Source organism: Bacillus capparidis (assembly GCF_017832095.1).
Classification (GTDB): domain Bacteria; phylum Bacillota; class Bacilli; order Bacillales; family Bacillaceae; genus Bacillus; species Bacillus gobiensis.
In genome coordinates this window covers 24,105-41,670 of sequence record NZ_JAFDST010000001.1, presented here as the reverse complement: position 1 = coordinate 41,670, position 17,566 = coordinate 24,105, and the positions used below count along the sequence as shown (strand labels likewise).

The following is a 17,566-nucleotide window of genomic DNA, read 5'->3' as shown; positions in this document are numbered from 1 at the left end:
TTCATTAGCGTACATTTTCCGTTTTTCTTGAAAATTAAACATGGTTCCTTAAAAAACGCCGGACATCCTTTCAGGTGTCCAGCGTTTACGTGCACTCTCTTTATTTTTCCAATGCTTCCTTCTGTTGCTCTTCGACTTTCTTAGCTGCTTCATAAATCAGTGTATACAGCTCTTCGAGATCTTCTTCCTCGATGCAGGAGAAAGCTACGCGAAGATCTGATTGACCTAAAGCGATCGTTCCGATGCCGTATTCTTCAAGAAGAAGTGTCCGGACTTTTTCTGCATTCGCTGTTTTCAGCTTCAGACACATAAAATAGCCTGAGTTAAACGGGTAATACTCCCAAGCACTTTCGAATTTACCGCTGTCGAGAAGCGCTTTAACTTTGTTTGCTCTGCGTTTCATTACCTCGAATTTTTCTTCTTTTTGCTTTTTGTATTCCGGCGATTTCATCGCTTCAAGCACAAACGTCTGCGAAGGATGAGAGCCGCTTGACGTTGCCGCGCGAATGATTCCCAATGTTTTTTGCTCTAACGCTTGAAGAAGCTCTTCACTTTCTGCTCCAAACGTAAGGAATCCTACGCGGAATCCCCATACATAATCTTCCTTCGTTGAACCGTCAACCTTCAATGCTAGTACATTCGGATGAATATTGCTTAATTCGGAAAAGAGCGATTCCTTCAAGGAGTTTTCGAAAAACAAGCCATAATAAGCGTCATCCGTAATGACGACGAGCTTAATTCCCTCTTTGGCACCTTCTTCAATTGCCGCCGTAATTTGCGCAGCTTCTTCCTTGTTAGGTGTATAGCCTGTCGGGTTATTAGGAAAATTCAACAAAACAATCGCTTTTCCTTTTTCTTTTTGATTTAAAATGGTTTGGCGAAGGCCCTCAGCATTAAAACCGCCATTTTCATTAAAGAAAGTGTACGAGGTGATTTCAGCACCTCTTCGGACGCCGAACGTCAACTCGTAATTTTCCCAATTTTTATCCGGCAAAATTACGGAATCCCCCTCATCCGCAAACAAATCTGCTGCGATGCTTAACCCGTGTGTCAGTGCATTGGTTACAACAGGAAGGCTGAACGTTTTTTCTTTTAAAGACGGGCTTTCTTCCAGCAATTTTTCCCGCCATAACGAACGCAGTTCCGGCTTACCTGCTGGCGGGGCATACGGATAAAGATCTTTTGGTGAATATGCGGATAAGTTCTGTTGAAACACATCCAGATGCATGGGCTCTCCGTTTTCAAGCGCAATTCCTATCGTCGCATTAAATTTTGAAGCCTTCTTCTTCGCTTCTGCTGATTGGTTTAAAATTCCTACTTTCGGAAAATAAATTTCCTTTCCAAGCTTGCTTAGCATGGCAAATATATTTGGGTTTTCACGATAAATGGTTTTATTTAGTTGCTCGGCTAATGAATGCAAGCACATCTCCTCCAAGTTCTAATGATAAATTCTGCTCTCTAGTATAACACTATATGAAAACGCCTTTTAGGGAAAATGTGATTTTTTTCCGAAAAAAATCATCTTTTCGCTTACAGCTATTTTAACTCACAATTCAAATTTATTATGACTCTCGAAAAAATTTTCGTAATTTACCAATCATAAAAAGTATAATATAGTGAAAGAAGAAATTATTTTACTAAATGAACTATTTTTTATAGAAAAGGAAGAAGGGTTTTTATTGAAAGGAAACAAGCTGATCCTTCGTGATATATGGTTTATTCTTCTCTGTACATGCGGCGGTTTTCTTCTCTCATTAACGGGGATGTCCATTGGATGGATGATTGGGACTCTCATGGCAGCGTGCTTTTTTTCATTTTTACGCCCGGCTTGGTCAGGAATTCCCGATGCCGGGAAAGGGGTTAATAAGCTTTGGCTGAACCTTGGCCAATTGATATTAGGGGTCGAGCTCGGACAGAAATTGAACGGATCGGTCGTTTCTATTTTTTTGGAGAACTGGCTGACGGTAACCATCATGCTGATCTTATCCATCGTTTTCGCCTTGCTTACAGGTTTGTATCTGTATCGATTCAGTCAAAGCGACATATTGACAAGCTTTGTCGGTACAGCTCCTGGCGGCATGTCTGCGATGCCGGGAATTGCTCAGGAGGTTGGCGCCAATACAGCGACCGTCACATTGGTTCAAACCATCCGGGTGCTGCTTGTCGTTTTGACGATTCCGATTTTAGTTTTCTTCCTGCACTCTCATGACATCGGTGGTTCTTCACCTGCCGCACCAGCAGCGATTCCCGCATCAGCAACTGGACAACTCTCGTTAGCAGGCATTGGGATCACGGTCTGCTTTTTCTTAATTGCATGGGCAGGCGCTTTTGCAGGAAAAAAACTTAGAATTCCTGCCCGCTGGCTGCTGGGTAGTATGCTCGCTGTTGCTATTACGCAAGTCATCAGCGGAGCACTCGGGTTTGAGCCTACGGCTTGGTGGCCGCAGGGGATGAATGTTATTTCCCAGCTTTTTTTAGGCGCTTCGATTGGCTCCCGTTTTCATAAAGAAATGTTCAGAGGTGTACGAAAAACGCTAACCGTTGCTTTTACTGGTTCAATCGGCTTCGTTATCGCCATGCTTTTATGCGCCTTAGTCGTCTCCAAGGTGACAGGAATTTCACTGACAACCTCTATTCTCGCCTTCTCACCCGGCGGAATAGCTGAAATGGCCAGCACTTCAGTCGCCTTGCATGCAGATTCGACTTTTGTCGTAACTGTTCAGGTTTTGAGGCTTATATTGGTTATTGCCATGCTCCCGCCGTTGTTTCGATTTCTGCATTTAAGGACAGAGAGGGTAAAAAGGAAAAAAATTCATTCCTTGAAAACGAGATGATTGGAGCGGCACGAAGAAAAAAGACAGAACCTGATTCTAAGTTCTGTCTTTTTAATGCTGTTTAGCTGTTTTTTTACTTAGCTCTGTCAAAATCTCTCTAAGCTCTATCGCCTGTGTATGCACTATATCTATCCCATAGTTTTTCAAAGTCTCCATAGTCGCAACATGATTCTCAGTTATCAGCTCTGTCCCTCTTGATTCCACCCGCACTATGCCCGGAGTCGGTTCGTTTGAATGGATAGGTTGAGATATCCATATTCGCTTCCAGGATTCTTGAAGCTGGTCCTTTTCATAAAAACCAAGCATTTTCCCTTCTTCGATAAGCAGGATATAGTCAGCGACTCGTTTCATTTCATCACCGGAATGGGTCGAAAACAATATCGTCTGTCCCTCTCCGCGCTCCATATAGTTCACGATTTCCTGATCCAGAGCTGTCTGGCTTTCAAAATCCAAGCCAGCATACGGTTCATCCATCAGAAAAAGCTTGGAGCTTCGGCTAAGATGCAGGCCGAGCATTGCTTTTCTTTGCATACCCCCCGATAAAGAATCCAGCTTCTTCTTGATCGGTATCTTAAAGCTTTTCATATATTCAATAAACGATTCCTCCGACCAATCGTCAAACGAAAGCCTGTATAAATTAGCAATCTGCAAAGGAGAGAATTTACCATACAGCTCCATCCCTTGAGAAAGATAAGCCGTATCTTTTTTCGCTTCCAAACTGCCGGCCTTATGGCCAAAAATAATTACTTCTCCTTGCTCGGACTTGATTAGCCCAGCCAGAAGCTGCAGCAGTGTCGATTTTCCAGAACCGTTCTGACCTGCTAACGCAATCACGCTGCCGGCCGGAAGTTCGGTTTGAATCGGCCCTAAGGAAAAGTGCTTGTCTACCGTTTTTTGAATCTGATTGATCAGTATCCCGTTCATTTTTTCTCCTCCATATATTTTCTGATGATTTCTTCTGCCATTTCTTTAATTTCTTCCAGCGTATAGTCGTGCTGCATCGCAACCTTGACTGCCCGATCCAGTGTTTGCATGACGGTCATTTTTTTCGTTTCAGCAATCTCCCCTGCTTCAATCTCAGCTACAAAGGTCCCTTTTCCTTGGGACGTTTTTATGTAGCCGCTCTGTTCAAGGTTTTGGTAGGCACGACGCGTTGTAATGACGCTGCATGCTAAGTCCTTGGCAAGTGTTCTTATGGAAGGCAGAGAATCTCCGGGCCTTAAATGTCCGGAAACAATGAGCGCCGTTAGCTGAGTTTCAATCTGATGATAAATCGGCTCTCTGGAATTTTCCTCGATTTGTATTGGAAGTTTCATACATGATTGCTCCTTGCCCTCAGTTTACACATGATAATCTACCTTCTTTGCCAACCTTTTCGCTTCAAGAAAAGCAAGTACATTACTGATAAGGAAAACTAGCAAAGCGATGCAAACTGATAGGAATGGAGCATTTGTCACGATATCGAACGACCATCCAACCAACCCTTTCCCAGTAAAGAAATGAAGTGCTGCGAAAAGAATAATGACACTCGAATAAAGCAATACATTGTAGTTGATAAGCTGTTTTATAGAATATTTGCCGCCAACATCTCCTGCGGCTAAGAATGCTCCTGCTGATGCTGCAATAAGTGCCCACAAGAGAATAAATGCGACTGATTGGCCCAAAGAAAGCTCTGAGAAGAGAGGGTTACTGTTAGGTAAAAGGAACGCTCCTGATACCCCCACAACTGCCGTGAGAAACGTATAGAAAAAAGAAAGGATTAAACGGCTTGCCAGCAAGACCTCCTGCTTAATCGGCAGCATGGAGGCTTGAACATAAAATGCATTGGCATATAGATGGCTTTTTATTTTCACCACTCTGAAAATTTGGAGCCTCCCTGAATACGGATAAAACATAACAAAGATACATAAGACCAAATCTGCGATGACGGCTCCCCAATTTTTTATATCCCGGTCAATAAAAAAACCAAAGAAAAAAGCAATGATAGCAGCCATAAAAAGCTGGCGCAGCAGCTGATTCACAGGAGTTACCTTTAATTCATACGCCACGAGCCCCCACAATTGTTTTTGATTTGCCACGTTGTTCCCTCCAATAGTGTTTATATGTTTATATACAGTAATACACAATCATCTTTTTTTCAAGCTTTTTTCGCAAAAAAAGAACGCGTTACCAATTCATTGCCCGGGGAATTTTCATATACAAAAAAAGAAGAGTGAATAAATCCCCCTCCTTTTAAACGTATCGTAATTAATCCGATACAATCCCCACTACATCACGATTTGAAATAAATCCGAAATGACGGCTGTCAAAGCTGTGTATTCGGTTGTCTCCCATTACAAAATAACTATTCTCCGGAACTTCCTTTTCACCTGTTACTTCTTTCAAAGTAAAATCACCTGTTAACGGGTAGCCTTGATTAACTGTCTTTAAATCCTTAAGAAAAGGTTCATTAACAGGTTTTCCGTCCACATACAGCTGATCCTTGTCATATTCAATCGTATCTCCCGGCAGTCCGATCACTCGTTTGATATAAACATTATTTTCAGGACCATTAAATAAAAGGATATCGAAGCGCTTGATTGTTTTGAAATGATGGGCGTACTTATTAATCACAAGCTCGTTTCCCTCTTGAAAGGTTGGGTTCATGCTGATTCCTTCTACCTTGTATTCAATAAAGACTACATTTTTCACTTGTATTCCCAACACAAGACAAGCTACTCCTGCAATCACCCAGAATTTTTTTTTCACTATCAACGCTCCTCTCTCTCGTTTTCCCTCTTCACGAACTTCACATTAAGACGCTGTTCAAGACGTTTTCCAATAATCCACAAAAGAAAAATGACCGAAGCAGCAATAATTGATCGTATAGGTTGAGTGATTAGCGCTTGTAAATCGTAACCGATAAAGCTGATCATAAAAATCATCACAAGCTTTCCGGCAAACACGGCGAGCAAAAATTGCCAAACACCTATTTTTGACAGACCCGCGACAACATTTACTGCAGAAGAAGGAGTAAACGGAAAGCAAAGGAGCAAAAACAACGGACCAAACCCTCTTCTTTCCACCCAGTGCATCAGTCTTCGCACGGACTTGTGTCTGCGAACAAAACCAAGCAACCGCTCTTGTCCAAAACGTCGAACCAAAAAGAAAACAAAAAATGCACCCGCTGACGAACCGAGCCAACTTAAGACAAACCCTTGCCACAATCCAAACGAATTGGTATTGGCAACCACAAAAACAACCAGAGGCAAAAACGGAAGAAACGCCTCAATAAATGGCAATAATATCGCAATAAACGGACCGAAAGCCCGATAGGATTTAAACAGCTCTGTTAAATTTTCATTCGAAAAAAAATTGAGGAATTCTTGCACTTCGATACTCCTTAAGATTCGTCTCTCTTTATTCTACACATTTATCAAAAAACTTTAAATCATTCGTTTCATTTTTCGCTCTCTTGAAATAATAACAGAAAATATGTAAAATAAGAAAAGAACATACGTTCGCTACTTGGAGGAAAGAAGGTAAGGATATGTCAAGAATTCCATCAAATATCCAAAACATGATTGAACAAGCCATTTACCTCCCGATGGCTATCGCTATTTTAAACCGTGATCTAACGTTCATTAAAGAAGGACCTTTTAAATTAAAGGATCCTTATTTACATCTTATCGAGGAATCGCTGAAATTAGCACTAAAGGATTTATCTGAAGTAAAACAAGAGCTTAGGAGGAAAAGAATTCGGATACGAAAGGTCAAACAGGATGAAGGATTTACGAAGTACTCATTTCTTTATGACGGATACGAGGAAATGCATAAGTATTTCAATCCCCGTATCCGTGAGCAGGTGAATCTTTTATTAGAGCATTATTTATTTAAAGCCGACCCTTCTTAGCATGCTTTGCATAAATACCCGGGGCAGACTATAACTTAGCCATCAGAATACCCCTGCTCCAATGAAAATTACTGAGGTAATAATTCTTAAAGCTAGTACCTTTTTCTTATTTCACGCAGGATGTAATCGTAGAAAAGCTTGGCTTGGTTTTCTGGAGATAATTCCATAAAATCAGGCAGGTTTGCAGTTTTTGTTTCAAGTCGATCCAAAAATTTGGTTCTAAGCCATGCTGTACGTTGGACTTGATGTTTAAAAGAGGCGGATGAAACAGGGATCTCTAAGGTGCGGCCGTTCTTTAAAAGGACTTTCGTGTTATCCAATTCTGTAGAATTACAGTCATCCACATGCTTAAGCGAAACCCATCCGCATTGTGGACGGCTTGAGGAAAAGGTTGGAAACATAAAAATATTATTAACGTGGTCAACCGCTATTGGCGGTTTATGGGAAACGTTAATCATTTCAAAGGTTCCCGCTTTTCTTCCAGCATAGCTTGACCCATAGTAGCGACAGCTTCGGTCAATAATTTGCATTGGTTTCAATTTGACCTGGAATGACTTTTCTGTCTCAATCACAAGCGAGTAAATGCTTTTTTCTTTTTGCAGAGGCAACACTGCAATGGTTGAACTATTTACCTCGTACGATTTTCTGATTTCATCATTATTAGGATTCAATTGCATACCTCCTGGTTTTGATAGGTATATTATACTATTAATCTACCATTAATATATACATTTATCTATAATTTTACAATATATTTTCCAAACCATGCGTATTTCTGCATTTTCCGCGTATAAATTAGGTCTTTTAGACTGCTATTTTTCAAAAAACCTTCTATCCACTCGACTCCCTGTACAACTTGTCTAAAAATTTTAAATATTTATTGATTTTTTCGCCAAAAGTCCATATAATATAAAAAAGGCATCAGGGGGAATCTCTATGAAAGAGAAAAAAACGTATGCTGAGCTCATGAAGTCCCGTAACACTCAAAAGGGCAATGAACTTGATGTGACGATGCTTGATGTTTATATTCAAATGGTTTTGGACGAAGCGTTATTTACGCGGCGCTTGACAACACTAACTGAAAAGATAAATAAGGCTCTGGATAATCGAGATGAAGAGGCTTTCATAGCTTTATCAAGAGAATACCAGAAACTGTTGGAAAACACATAATGCCGATCCTTTACGGATCGGCTTTCTTATTTTCTAATATGAAGACTCTTGTCCAATAGAGTTCAGCTACCCATTACCTGTTTGTAAGGTCCATTAACGAATCGATAGAAGCTGATACGTGAGAAATCGCACCCTTTACGTCCTCAAGATCATTGATAAAGGAGAACACCTCTTGATTAATCTGGCTGTCCTCGATTTTGCTCATTTTCATGTTTTCAACAATCTCATCAAACAACAGATTCACAGAGGTCATCTTCTTTCCGCTTTCTGTGACCATTTCATTGACTTCTGATACATGGCTGGAAACGATGGAAATCTGTGTATTTGTATTTCCGATCAAATTTGATACGGTGGAGACCGATTTTTTTGTTTCTTCCGAAAGCTTTCTCACTTCACTAGCCACCACCGCGAACCCTTTGCCGTGCTCACCGGCGCGAGCTGACTCAATTGAAGCGTTCAAGGAAAGCAGATTGGTTTGCTCCGCAATCTTGGAAACGATTTTCACGATGTCCCCAATTTCATTTGCAATGACCTCCAGCTTCGACATCTCTTCTTCAATTCGATTCATGCTTTGCTCAATCTGATTCATTTGCGTTTGCTGGACGTCAAGTTCCGCTTTTCCGTTAATTGACTTTTTTTCAACTTTTTCAGAGGTTTCTGCTCCTGCCTTTGAAAGAGCCGCTACATTTCCTGATTTGCCGGTTAATCTTTCAACAGAATCCATTGTCTCTTGAAAAATATTTGCTAAGGATTCAGACGTCTCCTTTATTTTAGTATGGAGCGTATCCCTTTTGGCTTCTTCCACATCGCGATGCCTCGTATATTCCGCTTGAAAAAGCATCCAGGACAAGCTGCTGCTCAAGGTTCAAAATTTTTGTCGTTGCCTCCATTGCCCGTCTCATTTCTTGCTTATCCATGATATGCTTATCAAAAAGGATGATAAATGATAAAAGCAAATTCTAAAAATGCACATATGTACCATTTGGGAATCAGCCCGATCCGAAGATGAATATGTGCGATTCTTTTTCTTTTTTCTAAAAACTCTTCTTCTATCCTTCCTGTGAACATTTCCTGGATATGGATCATCAGCGTTTTTTTTAACCTCTCCACTGAGCTGTGCCGATTGATCGTTTCTTCGAGGGAGCTTTCTATCGCAAGGTTTTGATAAAATTTGTTGACGATAGTTTCAATCTCTCTGCTTACGATTGGTTTAAGACGTGATAAAATCTCAAGATCCTCTTCCTCCAGGCTGATCATTTGCAGTTGTCTTTTCATCTCCCCGCTTAATTCTGAATTGATTCTTTGCCCCGTTCCGGCTTGCAGCCACTTAAAAATAAGCGGTTCATTCTTTTTACCAAATAACAAAACCATCCGCCTCCACTGTATAAATTCGTAATTTTAATATCGGATAGCGACGGCCATTTTTTAACAATAAAAAAGCCCCCTTTATCAGGGAGCTGATCTTTCATTCTTTTACAGAGCCTGATGTAAGTCCTGACACAATTCTGCGTTGAAAAAGCAGGACGAGTATGACAAGCGGAACGGTTACGATGACAGTCGCTGCGCTTATTTCTCCCCATGGTATCGTGTATTGCCCTCTGAACATGGCGATGCCGACGGGAACCGTTTTAAATGGTTCATCTGTATTAATGGTTAAAGAAAATAAAAATTCATTCCAAGCCGCGATAAACACGAGAATGGCAGTCGTAAAAACGCCCGGTACTGCAAGGGGAAGCACGACCTTGAAATAGGTTTGCATTCTGGTTGCGCCGTCGATTCGGGCGGCTTCCTCCAAATCGAAAGGGATTTTCCGAAAAAAAGTGACGAGTAACCAGATGGATAGCGGCAAAGCAAAAGTAGTATAAGGGATAATCAGTCCCAAATAGCTGTTAGTTAAGCCAACGTTTCTTAAAAAAAGATAGATCGGCGAAATCGTTGCTATCTGCGGAAACATCGACACGGATAACACGATGCCAAGAAACAATGTTTTTCCTTTAAAATCAAGCCTGGCGATCGCGTAAGCGGCAAATGCTGCCACAAACACGGTATAGGCTGTTGTAATTCCGGCAACTACGGTTGAATTCCACAAATACTTAATAAACGGATATTCAGTAAACACTGAAACGTAATGCGAGAATGTGGGATTAGAGGCAAACCAATCGAAAGCCCTTTCCCCGAACAGCGCGGACAAGGGTTTGATGCTGGCAAGCAAAATCCATAAAAAAGGAAACATGACGAAAAAAACAAATAAGATTAAGCCAAGATAAAAGAAAGGTCCCGCTTTTTTTTTCACGGTTGCACCACCTCCTTATTTTTTGTCAGAAATGAGGTCTGATCCGAGCAGCTTAATATAAATAACGGATATAACCGCCACACATAGAAAGACGATAACAGAGATTGCCGAGCCTTGACCGAAATTGGTTTGGGAAAACATGATTTTATACGCATAAAGAGAGATTACCTCTGTACTGTTTGCTGGTCCTCCTCCAGTCAACACATAAATCAAATCAAAGACACGGAAGGCATCCAGCGTTCGAAATAACAATGCCACAAGGATGCTCGATTTCAAAAGTGGCAGTGTAATCGTGACAAACCGTTTCCACTTTCCCGCACCATCAATCGAAGCTGCTTCATATAAGCTATTTGGGATCGTTTGTAATCCAGCGAGCAACAAGAGAGCCATGTAAGGCGTCGTTTTCCAAACGTCTGTAAAAATAATGGAGAACATCGCACCTGCCCCACTTGTCAATAAATCTCCCATCGACTCGAACAGCCCAATGTCAGACAAGTATTTTGCGATAATTCCGTTTTGGCCGTCGTATAAAAACTTCCACATCAAAGCCGATACAGCTGTCGGAATCGCCCACGGAATAAGAATGGAAGCACGTACCATACCTCTTCCAAAAAAGCTTTTGTGAATTAACAGGGCGATCGCAAGACCGATAATAAGCTCAATGCAGACCGAAATGACGGTAAAAAACAACGTATTATAAAGAGAATTCCATAGCCTCATGTTTGAAAATAAATTGCCGTAATGAGCTAATCCGATAAAATTCGGCTCTACCACAGCATCGTCCATGCGTTTTGCAAGCCCCGTGATTTTCTCATCTTTTTCCAGAGCTGCGATTCCAGTTATCAATTCACTTGCTTGCTTTGATTTTTCAGTATAGTTTTCAGCCTCTTGTTCATTCAAAGAAACCATCTTCTCTTCAGAAGAAGGGGTTTCGAATTCCATCAGCTTCGTATTAATTTCATCATAACGTTCGTCAGAATACTCCCTTACGTCCTCATCCAGGCTCGTCAAAACATTGACCGCTTCATCCAGTTTCCCCTGTTCATTCGCCGGTATTTCTTTTACTTCATCTAGGGCTGCCACAAGAAATGGCTGGGTATCCAAATATACGGATAAATCAAGCTGGTGCTCATATTGAAGCGTTGAAGCTTTTGGGTCATTCAGCCTGTAATCAAACAGGCTGAAATAAAAGGACTGGATGACGGGCCAAATGGCGACGACAAGAATCAGTACTACAGAAGGGATAATTAACAGATAAGCCAATCTGCGTTCAGCTTTTTTCTCCCGGCTAACTTTAACTTTTGTTGCCATCTCACTCATCCCTTTTTTGAAAGACACTTATTGACCAAGCACGGCTTTCAGCTCTTTCTCCATATTTTGAACTGCTTGTTCCGGTGTAACCTCTTTTGCAATCGCTTTGCTCAGTTCAATTTGAATCACTTCGGATACTTCAGGATAATTGGCAGTTACCGGTCTTGGCACGGCAGTCTCAAGGCCTTTTTGGAAGCCTTCTTCAGCAAAGAACGGATTTTTCTCAATGATTTCTTTATCTTCGTATAAAGCCGGAATAGTAGGTGCGAGTGCCCCGTAAAGCGCTCCAATTTTTTGCCCTTCAGGTCCGGTCATAAATTTCACAAATTCCCAGGCTTCCTTTTTATGCTTAGAAAACTTATTAATTCCGGTCATCCATCCGCCAAGCGCGGCCGCTGTCCCTGCATCCCCTGCTGGAAGAGGCGCCACTCCAATCTTATCAACAATTTTCGATTGCTCAGGATCGTTAGCAAGACTATATTGGTACGGCCAGTTGCGGATTAACGGGGATTGACCTTCGATAAACGCGGTATGTGATTCTTGTTCGATAAAGGTCGTAACGTTGTCCGGAACAGCATCCATAGTGGCTACTTCAACCATTTTCGCAACACCTTTTATCGTTTCAGGCGAATTGACAACTACCTTTCCGTTATCATCGAGGAATTTTCCGCCGTAAGAAGAAATAAATTCAATTCCGTTACAAACTAGACCTTCATATTGCTTCGCCTGCATTAGATACCCATACTTCATACCGTTTTTCCCTTGGTTTTCTTTTGCTGAAGCAATTAGCTCATCCCACGTTTTCGGCACTTCATTCTCAGCAATAATATCTTTTCGATAGAATAAAAGACCGGTATCAATATACTTAGGCATCGCCCACTGCTTCCCATTAAACGATGCTGCAGACACAGCTCTCTGATTGTAGTCTTCAAGTTTAATATCTTTATCCTGCTGCAAGAAACGGTCGAGCTCCACCAAATACCCCGCCTGGGCAAATTCTGCCGGCCAGATGGTATCAAGCTCCATCACGTCGATTTCAGATGATCCCCCGTTAAACATCGTAACGTATGCATCGTGCTGCTGCCCTGTGTCAGCAGGCATTTCTCTGAATTTCACTTGAATTTTCGGGTTTCGTTTATTAAATTCTTCTACAATTTTTTTCGTTCCTCCAGTCGCGTCCTGCCCCTTCGAATAAACGATTGTTACGACTTCGTCTTTCTCTTCCTCGTTTCGCTTTTCTCCGCTTGTCGAGCTGCTGGAACAACCACTAATAACGAGAACAAAAGCCATCAACAATAAAGATAGCGCTTTCATTTTTAGCATAAATAAATCTCCCCTTTTGTTTTGTCGGAAAACCTATCAGTCTTGCAATCTCCCTTCTCCCACTATGAAATCGCTTACAATCTATATTATAACTAAGCATTCAGAAATTTCAAATCATTAATGTAATTTTATATTTTATTTTTTAGAAAAGCTGGAAGAAGTTGTTCGATCTTTTCCGTAAAGAAAAATCAACCCTTTGATAAGAAGAGTTGATTTTCTTTTTCTAGCCATTTACAATGCTTCCTCCGTTGATGTGAATCACTTGTCCAGTCACGTAGGATGAATCGTCGGATGCAAGGTAAACGTAAGCAGGGGCTATCTCTGCCGGCTGGCCAGGGCGCTGCATCGGAGTTGTTGAACCGAATTCCGCCACCTCTTTTTCTGTAAAAGTTGAAGGGATAAGTGGTGTCCAGATTGGCCCCGGGGCAACACCGTTGACACGAATTCCTTGTGTAGCAAGAGAAAGCGACAACGAACGAGTAAAGGTAGTGATCGCGCCCTTCGTCGACGAATAATCAAGCAGCTTCTCATGGCCGGCATATGCTGTTATTGAAGTCGTATTAATGATTGTGCTCCCCTTTTTTAGATGCGGCAGCACAGCTTTTGTTAAAAAGAACATGGAAAAGATATTCGTGCGAAACGTCCGTTCAAGCTGTTCTTTCGTAATTTTCTCAATCCCAGTTTGCGGGTGCTGTTCTGCAGCATTGTTTACGAGAATATCAATGCTTCCAAACGTGTTTTTCGTTTGTGCAGCCGCTTCATTGCAGAAGGCTTCGTCACCTACATCTCCTTCAATGAGCAAGCAGCTTGTCCCTTCTTTCTCTACCAGCTCTTTTGTCTTTTGGGCATCCTCTTTTTCATTTAAATAAACAACAGCTACGTTAGCGCCCTCTTTACTGAACAAAACAGCAACTGCTCTGCCAATCCCGCTGTCGCCGCCGGTAATAATCGCTGTTTTCCCTGCCAGCTTTTTATCTTTTTTTGGGAAATCAAACACTGGAGTGGGATTCATGACATGCTCAAGGCCCGGCCGCTCATTTTGATGCTGTGGCGGGAGCACTTGTTTAGGTGTGTTCTTTGTCAAGTACAAAAACCTCCTTAGATAAAGTGACTATTTTATTATGTTTTATTTTTCCTTCTTCATGCATGAATACTTTCATTTTGGAAAAATTAAGGAATACAAATATGGGGAGGTGCCATTTTGACAGACTCTATCGAAAAAAAACCAGAGCCGATCTGGCGAGAATCATGCCAAATTAAAAAATTTCCGGCATTAGAAGAGGATAAAACAACAGATGTTACGATCGTAGGAGGCGGTATTACAGGTATTACGGCAGCCTACGAGCTGACAAAAAAGGGCTACTCGGTTGTCGTTATTGATGCAAACGAGCTGTTAAACGGAACAACCGGCCACACTACAGCCAAAATTACAGCCCAACATAGCCTCATCTATCACGAGCTCATTCAGCATATGGGCGTTCCAAAAGCAAGGCTTTATTATGAGTCTAATCGAGCGGTTATCACGTATATTCAAAATATAGTAAAAGAGCATCAGATTTCTTGCGATTTTTCTCCGCAGGACGCCATTCTTTGGACCGAGGATGAATCTGCAATTAAGAAGCTTCGCCAGGAGGAAGAAGCTTATAAACAAATCGGCATCGATCGAGAGTGGTTGGACGAGCTTCCCTTGCCAGTGAAAAGCAAAGGCGCACTCGTTATGAAAAATCAGGCACAATTTCATCCGTTAGCTTATTTAAAGGTTCTGCTGGAACAAATTGTTGAACAAGGCGGCGAGATCTATGAACACACGGTGGCAGTCGATATAGAAGATACGGATAACGCAGATCACCCAAAGGTCTTATTAAAAAACGGTAAAAAGATTTCGAGCAAATATGTACTCATATGCTCCCATTTTCCGTTTTATGACAGCGGCTTTTATTTTTCAAAGCTTCATGCCGACAGGTCGTATGTGATGGCTATTAAGCCTAAGTCTCCATTCCCAGGAGGCATGTACTTGAATATTGATACGCCTGTAAGATCGTTGCGAGAAACGATGCACAACGGTGAAAAAATACTTTTGGTAGGCGGAGAAAGCCATCAAACCGGCCAAGGCTACGACACGGAAGCTTACTACACCGCTTTGGAGGACTTTTCTGAGAAAACGTTTGGCATTGATCAAATCATCTCCCGCTGGTCGGCGCAAGACTTGATTTCACTTGACAAGCTGCCGTATATCGGTCCAATCACCCGAAAGAAAGAGAAAATATTAATCGCCACAGCCTACAAAAAATGGGGCATGACATCAGGGACACTCGCTGCCCAGCTATTAACTGATTACGTTACTGGTAATACAAATCGAAGCCATGAACTGTATCGTCCCGGACGCTTCTATCCTGATCCTTCCATTAAGAAGTTTATCCAGGAAAATTCTGATGTTGCCGCCCATTTAACGGAAGGAAAAATCGATTCTCCTGAAATTGGACCGGGTGAGGTCGGCAAGGACGAAGGAATGGTCGTAAATGTGAACGGTTATCGAACGGGAGCATATCGCGACGAGTCAGGCAAGCTTTTTCTCGTTGATACGACATGCACCCATATGGGATGCGAAGTCGAATGGAACAGCGGCGACCGCACATGGGACTGCCCTTGCCACGGCTCACGCTTCTCACACACAGGCGACGTGATCGAAGGACCTGCAATAGAGCCATTGGCAAAGAGGGATTCAGAAAAGCTGTAATGTACTGCCGCTCTTTTTTTGAGAGCGGCAGTTTTTTTATATTAGGAAGCGATTGTCTCTTATTAAAACTGCATGAAATAATTTTTCCAATTTTGTCCGTGTCCATTTCCCTTGCAAACGAGTACTTATAATTATCGAATGTAAGAGGAAAGGAGGCATCATCATGCCGCTTTATTATACGGCACTTGGGGATTCTCTTTCTGTCGGAGTAGGTGCGGGCCTGTTTGGTACGGGCTTTGTTGAGCGATACGAGAAAATGATCGAGGAGGATCTTCATATAGACGTCTATCTTCATGTTTGTGCTCGTTCAGGCCAAACGACGGGAGAAATTCTTCAAATGCTTAATCAGCCTGATCATATACAACGATTATCTAAAGCAAACATTATTACGATTACCGCGGGTGGAAATGATTTAATCGACGCAGTGCTCGAATATTATAATGACCCCGATGAACAAATATTTTTAGATGCCCTCGCAACATCCCGCAACCATTTTCGTTCAATTCTGGAACGTATTGCAGAGCTGAAAGAAGGAAAATCCGACTATATGATTCGAATCGCCAATCTATACAACCCCGTCCCTCAAGTTCCATTAGCCAAGAAATGGATTTCGCGTTTCAATAAACATTTGCAGCAGCTAGCAAATGAACCTCATGTAAAAATCGCCGATCTCTATTCAGCGTTTCAAAACCATACAGACGAGTATGTATCGGTCGACAACATTCATCCTAATCAACTTGGCTATCAAGTTATCGCAGAAGAAATGAGAAAAACAGGATACAAACCGCTTGGGTAAACATCTGGTCTCGGGTAAAATAGGAGAGAACGAATCTTATATTTACCGGGAGGATCATGATGACAGCCATTTGCCTAATCAGACATGGAGAAACAGACTGGAATTTACAAAGAAGGCTTCAAGGTAGCACAGATATTCCTTTAAACTCAACTGGTTTAAATCAAGCTGATAAAACCGGGAAGCATTTAAAAGACACAGAATGGGACGTCATTGTGGCTAGCCCCTTAATCAGAGCGAAAAAAACCGCTGAAATCATTAATGAATATCTGCAGCTCCCATTAATCGAAATGGAAGAATTCAAGGAGCGCGATTTTGGGGATGCGGAAGGAATATCGCTAGAAGAACGAACGGAAAAATACCCTTCAAAAAATTACCCAAACCAAGAAACGATTGAGGATTTTACTGAACGGCTTATGACTGGATTAAAAAAAGTTCAAAAAGAATTCCCAAATAAAAAAGTATTGGTCGTGGCGCATGGGGGAGCGATTCATACCATCCTTACCACTATTTCCAACGGAGAAGTCAATTTGGACAACACCCCCCTTGTCAACGCCTGTATAAGCAACATCCAATTCGCGGAAGAAAAGTGGAATGTCTCGAATTACAACCTGAGCGAACATTTACTCTAATAAAAGTGAGTGCCGGAGTTTATCCGGCGCTTTCATTTTTCTCACAGAAAGGATAAAAGCATGCTGTTCCATATAAGCGAGGAGCCAGACTTATCTGTATTCGCACCTAGAATCGCAGTGAATTATTCTCATCTTCCGCCTGTCGTTTGGGCCATTGATCAAGAGCATTTGCCCCATTACTTCCTGCCGCGTGACTGTCCGAGAGTCATCTATTGGCAAGGTGAACAAACTAACGAAGCAGATACAAAACGATTTTTTAGTCAGTCCACTGCGAGAAAGGTGATCGCTGTCGAAAACGGTTGGCTGGCACGAATCCTGAACACCCCTCTCTATCAATATAGCTTTGAACCAGCGCCATTCACTCTGTTCGAAGAAGCAAAAACAGCCGGATACTACATAGCAGAAACGACCGTCGCTCCTATTGCGACCGAGTGCATACCGAACGGCCTTGAGCAAATCGCACAAGCAGGGATTGAAATTCGAGTTACTCCTCATTTGCAGTTGATCAGGGACCAAGTCATTTCCTCCACCTTAGATTTTTCCATCATTCGATTTCGAAATGCAAGAAAGGAGATATGATT

At 41.9% G+C, this 17,566-nt stretch carries 20 protein-coding genes; 7 read left to right on the top strand and 13 right to left on the bottom strand.

The window, feature by feature from the left end:
• Positions 1 to 100 precede the first annotated feature (100 nt).
• Positions 101 to 1,420 (bottom strand): aminotransferase class I/II-fold pyridoxal phosphate-dependent enzyme, encoded by a 1,320-nt coding sequence (locus JOC74_RS00235; protein ID WP_053602409.1) that lies wholly within the window; start codon positions 1,418 to 1,420, stop codon positions 101 to 103.
• Between the two features lie 259 nt (positions 1,421 to 1,679).
• Here JOC74_RS00235 and JOC74_RS00230 point away from each other — a divergent pair, with 259 nt between their 5' ends.
• Positions 1,680 to 2,834, top strand: coding sequence for an AbrB family protein (locus JOC74_RS00230; RefSeq protein ID WP_053605960.1), 1,155 nt, complete (start codon positions 1,680 to 1,682; stop codon positions 2,832 to 2,834).
• 51 nt (positions 2,835 to 2,885) lie between these two features.
• On the opposite strand, the gene JOC74_RS00225 is transcribed toward JOC74_RS00230, so the two are convergent.
• From JOC74_RS00225 to JOC74_RS00205, 5 genes are all read right to left on the bottom strand, one after another.
• A complete protein-coding gene (locus tag JOC74_RS00225) occupies positions 2,886 to 3,758 on the bottom strand; it encodes an ATP-binding cassette domain-containing protein (protein WP_053602408.1) in 873 nt (290 codons plus the stop codon).
• Positions 3,755 to 4,150: a GntR family transcriptional regulator gene (locus tag JOC74_RS00220; RefSeq protein ID WP_053602407.1), complete on the bottom strand. Its 396-nt coding sequence runs from the start codon at positions 4,148 to 4,150 to the stop codon at positions 3,755 to 3,757. The genes JOC74_RS00225 and JOC74_RS00220 overlap by 4 nt, the downstream gene beginning before the upstream one ends.
• 24 nt (positions 4,151 to 4,174) lie before the next feature.
• Positions 4,175 to 4,912: a hypothetical protein gene (locus JOC74_RS00215; RefSeq protein ID WP_053602406.1), complete on the bottom strand. Its 738-nt coding sequence runs from the start codon at positions 4,910 to 4,912 to the stop codon at positions 4,175 to 4,177.
• Positions 4,913 to 5,081: 169 nt separating this feature from the next.
• Positions 5,082 to 5,582 (bottom strand): signal peptidase I, encoded by a 501-nt coding sequence (gene lepB, locus JOC74_RS00210; protein WP_053602405.1) that lies wholly within the window; start codon positions 5,580 to 5,582, stop codon positions 5,082 to 5,084.
• Between the two features lie 2 nt (positions 5,583 to 5,584).
• On the bottom strand, positions 5,585 to 6,205 hold the full coding sequence (locus JOC74_RS00205; protein ID WP_053602404.1) for a TVP38/TMEM64 family protein: 621 nt from the start codon (positions 6,203 to 6,205) through the stop codon (positions 5,585 to 5,587).
• Positions 6,206 to 6,363: 158 nt separating this feature from the next.
• On the opposite strand from JOC74_RS00205, the gene JOC74_RS00200 reads away from it, so the two are divergent.
• On the top strand, positions 6,364 to 6,726 hold the full coding sequence (locus tag JOC74_RS00200) for a YhjD family protein (RefSeq protein ID WP_053602403.1): 363 nt from the start codon (positions 6,364 to 6,366) through the stop codon (positions 6,724 to 6,726).
• A 92-nt stretch (positions 6,727 to 6,818) separates the two neighbouring features.
• On the opposite strand, the gene JOC74_RS00195 is transcribed toward JOC74_RS00200, so the two are convergent.
• Positions 6,819 to 7,397 (bottom strand): competence protein ComK, encoded by a 579-nt coding sequence (locus tag JOC74_RS00195; protein WP_225970322.1) that lies wholly within the window; start codon positions 7,395 to 7,397, stop codon positions 6,819 to 6,821.
• 265 nt (positions 7,398 to 7,662) lie between these two features.
• Here JOC74_RS00195 and JOC74_RS00190 point away from each other — a divergent pair, with 265 nt between their 5' ends.
• Positions 7,663 to 7,896, top strand: coding sequence for an IDEAL domain-containing protein (locus JOC74_RS00190; RefSeq protein WP_053602401.1), 234 nt, complete (start codon positions 7,663 to 7,665; stop codon positions 7,894 to 7,896).
• A gap of 73 nt (positions 7,897 to 7,969) precedes the next feature.
• Here JOC74_RS00190 and JOC74_RS00185 read toward each other — a convergent pair whose 3' ends face one another.
• From JOC74_RS00185 to JOC74_RS00160, 6 genes are all read right to left on the bottom strand, one after another.
• Positions 7,970 to 8,620: a methyl-accepting chemotaxis protein gene (locus JOC74_RS00185; protein ID WP_376773342.1), complete on the bottom strand. Its 651-nt coding sequence runs from the start codon at positions 8,618 to 8,620 to the stop codon at positions 7,970 to 7,972.
• Positions 8,621 to 8,823: 203 nt separating this feature from the next.
• Positions 8,824 to 9,261, bottom strand: coding sequence for a protoglobin domain-containing protein (locus JOC74_RS00180; RefSeq protein ID WP_158320285.1), 438 nt, complete (start codon positions 9,259 to 9,261; stop codon positions 8,824 to 8,826).
• A gap of 100 nt (positions 9,262 to 9,361) precedes the next feature.
• Complete coding sequence (locus JOC74_RS00175; RefSeq protein ID WP_053602400.1) at positions 9,362 to 10,189, bottom strand: carbohydrate ABC transporter permease; 828 nt, start codon at positions 10,187 to 10,189, stop codon at positions 9,362 to 9,364.
• A gap of 15 nt (positions 10,190 to 10,204) precedes the next feature.
• A complete protein-coding gene (locus JOC74_RS00170) occupies positions 10,205 to 11,500 on the bottom strand; it encodes a carbohydrate ABC transporter permease (RefSeq protein ID WP_053605959.1) in 1,296 nt (431 codons plus the stop codon).
• A 27-nt stretch (positions 11,501 to 11,527) separates the two neighbouring features.
• A complete protein-coding gene (locus JOC74_RS00165) occupies positions 11,528 to 12,823 on the bottom strand; it encodes an ABC transporter substrate-binding protein (protein ID WP_053602399.1) in 1,296 nt (431 codons plus the stop codon).
• A 223-nt stretch (positions 12,824 to 13,046) separates the two neighbouring features.
• Positions 13,047 to 13,907: an SDR family oxidoreductase gene (locus tag JOC74_RS00160; protein ID WP_053602398.1), complete on the bottom strand. Its 861-nt coding sequence runs from the start codon at positions 13,905 to 13,907 to the stop codon at positions 13,047 to 13,049.
• A 114-nt stretch (positions 13,908 to 14,021) separates the two neighbouring features.
• Between JOC74_RS00160 and JOC74_RS00155 the strand changes: the two genes are divergently transcribed.
• From JOC74_RS00155 to JOC74_RS00140, 4 genes are all read left to right on the top strand, one after another.
• Positions 14,022 to 15,560 (top strand): FAD-dependent oxidoreductase, encoded by a 1,539-nt coding sequence (locus JOC74_RS00155; protein ID WP_098945183.1) that lies wholly within the window; start codon positions 14,022 to 14,024, stop codon positions 15,558 to 15,560.
• A gap of 163 nt (positions 15,561 to 15,723) precedes the next feature.
• Positions 15,724 to 16,356 carry a GDSL-type esterase/lipase family protein gene (locus JOC74_RS00150; protein WP_053602396.1) on the top strand — a complete coding sequence of 211 codons (633 nt, stop codon included), beginning with the start codon at positions 15,724 to 15,726 and terminating at the stop codon, positions 16,354 to 16,356.
• Between the two features lie 59 nt (positions 16,357 to 16,415).
• On the top strand, positions 16,416 to 16,985 hold the full coding sequence (locus JOC74_RS00145; RefSeq protein ID WP_053602395.1) for a histidine phosphatase family protein: 570 nt from the start codon (positions 16,416 to 16,418) through the stop codon (positions 16,983 to 16,985).
• A 60-nt stretch (positions 16,986 to 17,045) separates the two neighbouring features.
• Positions 17,046 to 17,564 (top strand): DUF6886 family protein, encoded by a 519-nt coding sequence (locus JOC74_RS00140; protein WP_053602394.1) that lies wholly within the window; start codon positions 17,046 to 17,048, stop codon positions 17,562 to 17,564.
• Positions 17,565 to 17,566: the final 2 nt, after the last annotated feature.

Coding starts and splice junctions, on each gene's coding strand:
- JOC74_RS00225 (WP_053602408.1), bottom strand. CDS start 3,758: ATGAACGGGATACTGATCAATCAGATTCAAAAAACGGTAGACAAGCAC.
- JOC74_RS00220 (WP_053602407.1), bottom strand. CDS start 4,150: ATGAAACTTCCAATACAAATCGAGGAAAATTCCAGAGAGCCGATTTAT.
- JOC74_RS00200 (WP_053602403.1), top strand. CDS start 6,364: ATGTCAAGAATTCCATCAAATATCCAAAACATGATTGAACAAGCCATT.
- JOC74_RS00190 (WP_053602401.1), top strand. CDS start 7,663: ATGAAAGAGAAAAAAACGTATGCTGAGCTCATGAAGTCCCGTAACACT.
- JOC74_RS00185 (WP_376773342.1), bottom strand. CDS start 8,620: ATGGATTCTGTTGAAAGATTAACCGGCAAATCAGGAAATGTAGCGGCT.
- JOC74_RS00170 (WP_053605959.1), bottom strand. CDS start 11,500: ATGGCAACAAAAGTTAAAGTTAGCCGGGAGAAAAAAGCTGAACGCAGA.
- JOC74_RS00165 (WP_053602399.1), bottom strand. CDS start 12,823: ATGCTAAAAATGAAAGCGCTATCTTTATTGTTGATGGCTTTTGTTCTC.
- JOC74_RS00150 (WP_053602396.1), top strand. CDS start 15,724: ATGCCGCTTTATTATACGGCACTTGGGGATTCTCTTTCTGTCGGAGTA.
- JOC74_RS00145 (WP_053602395.1), top strand. CDS start 16,416: ATGACAGCCATTTGCCTAATCAGACATGGAGAAACAGACTGGAATTTA.
- JOC74_RS00140 (WP_053602394.1), top strand. CDS start 17,046: ATGCTGTTCCATATAAGCGAGGAGCCAGACTTATCTGTATTCGCACCT.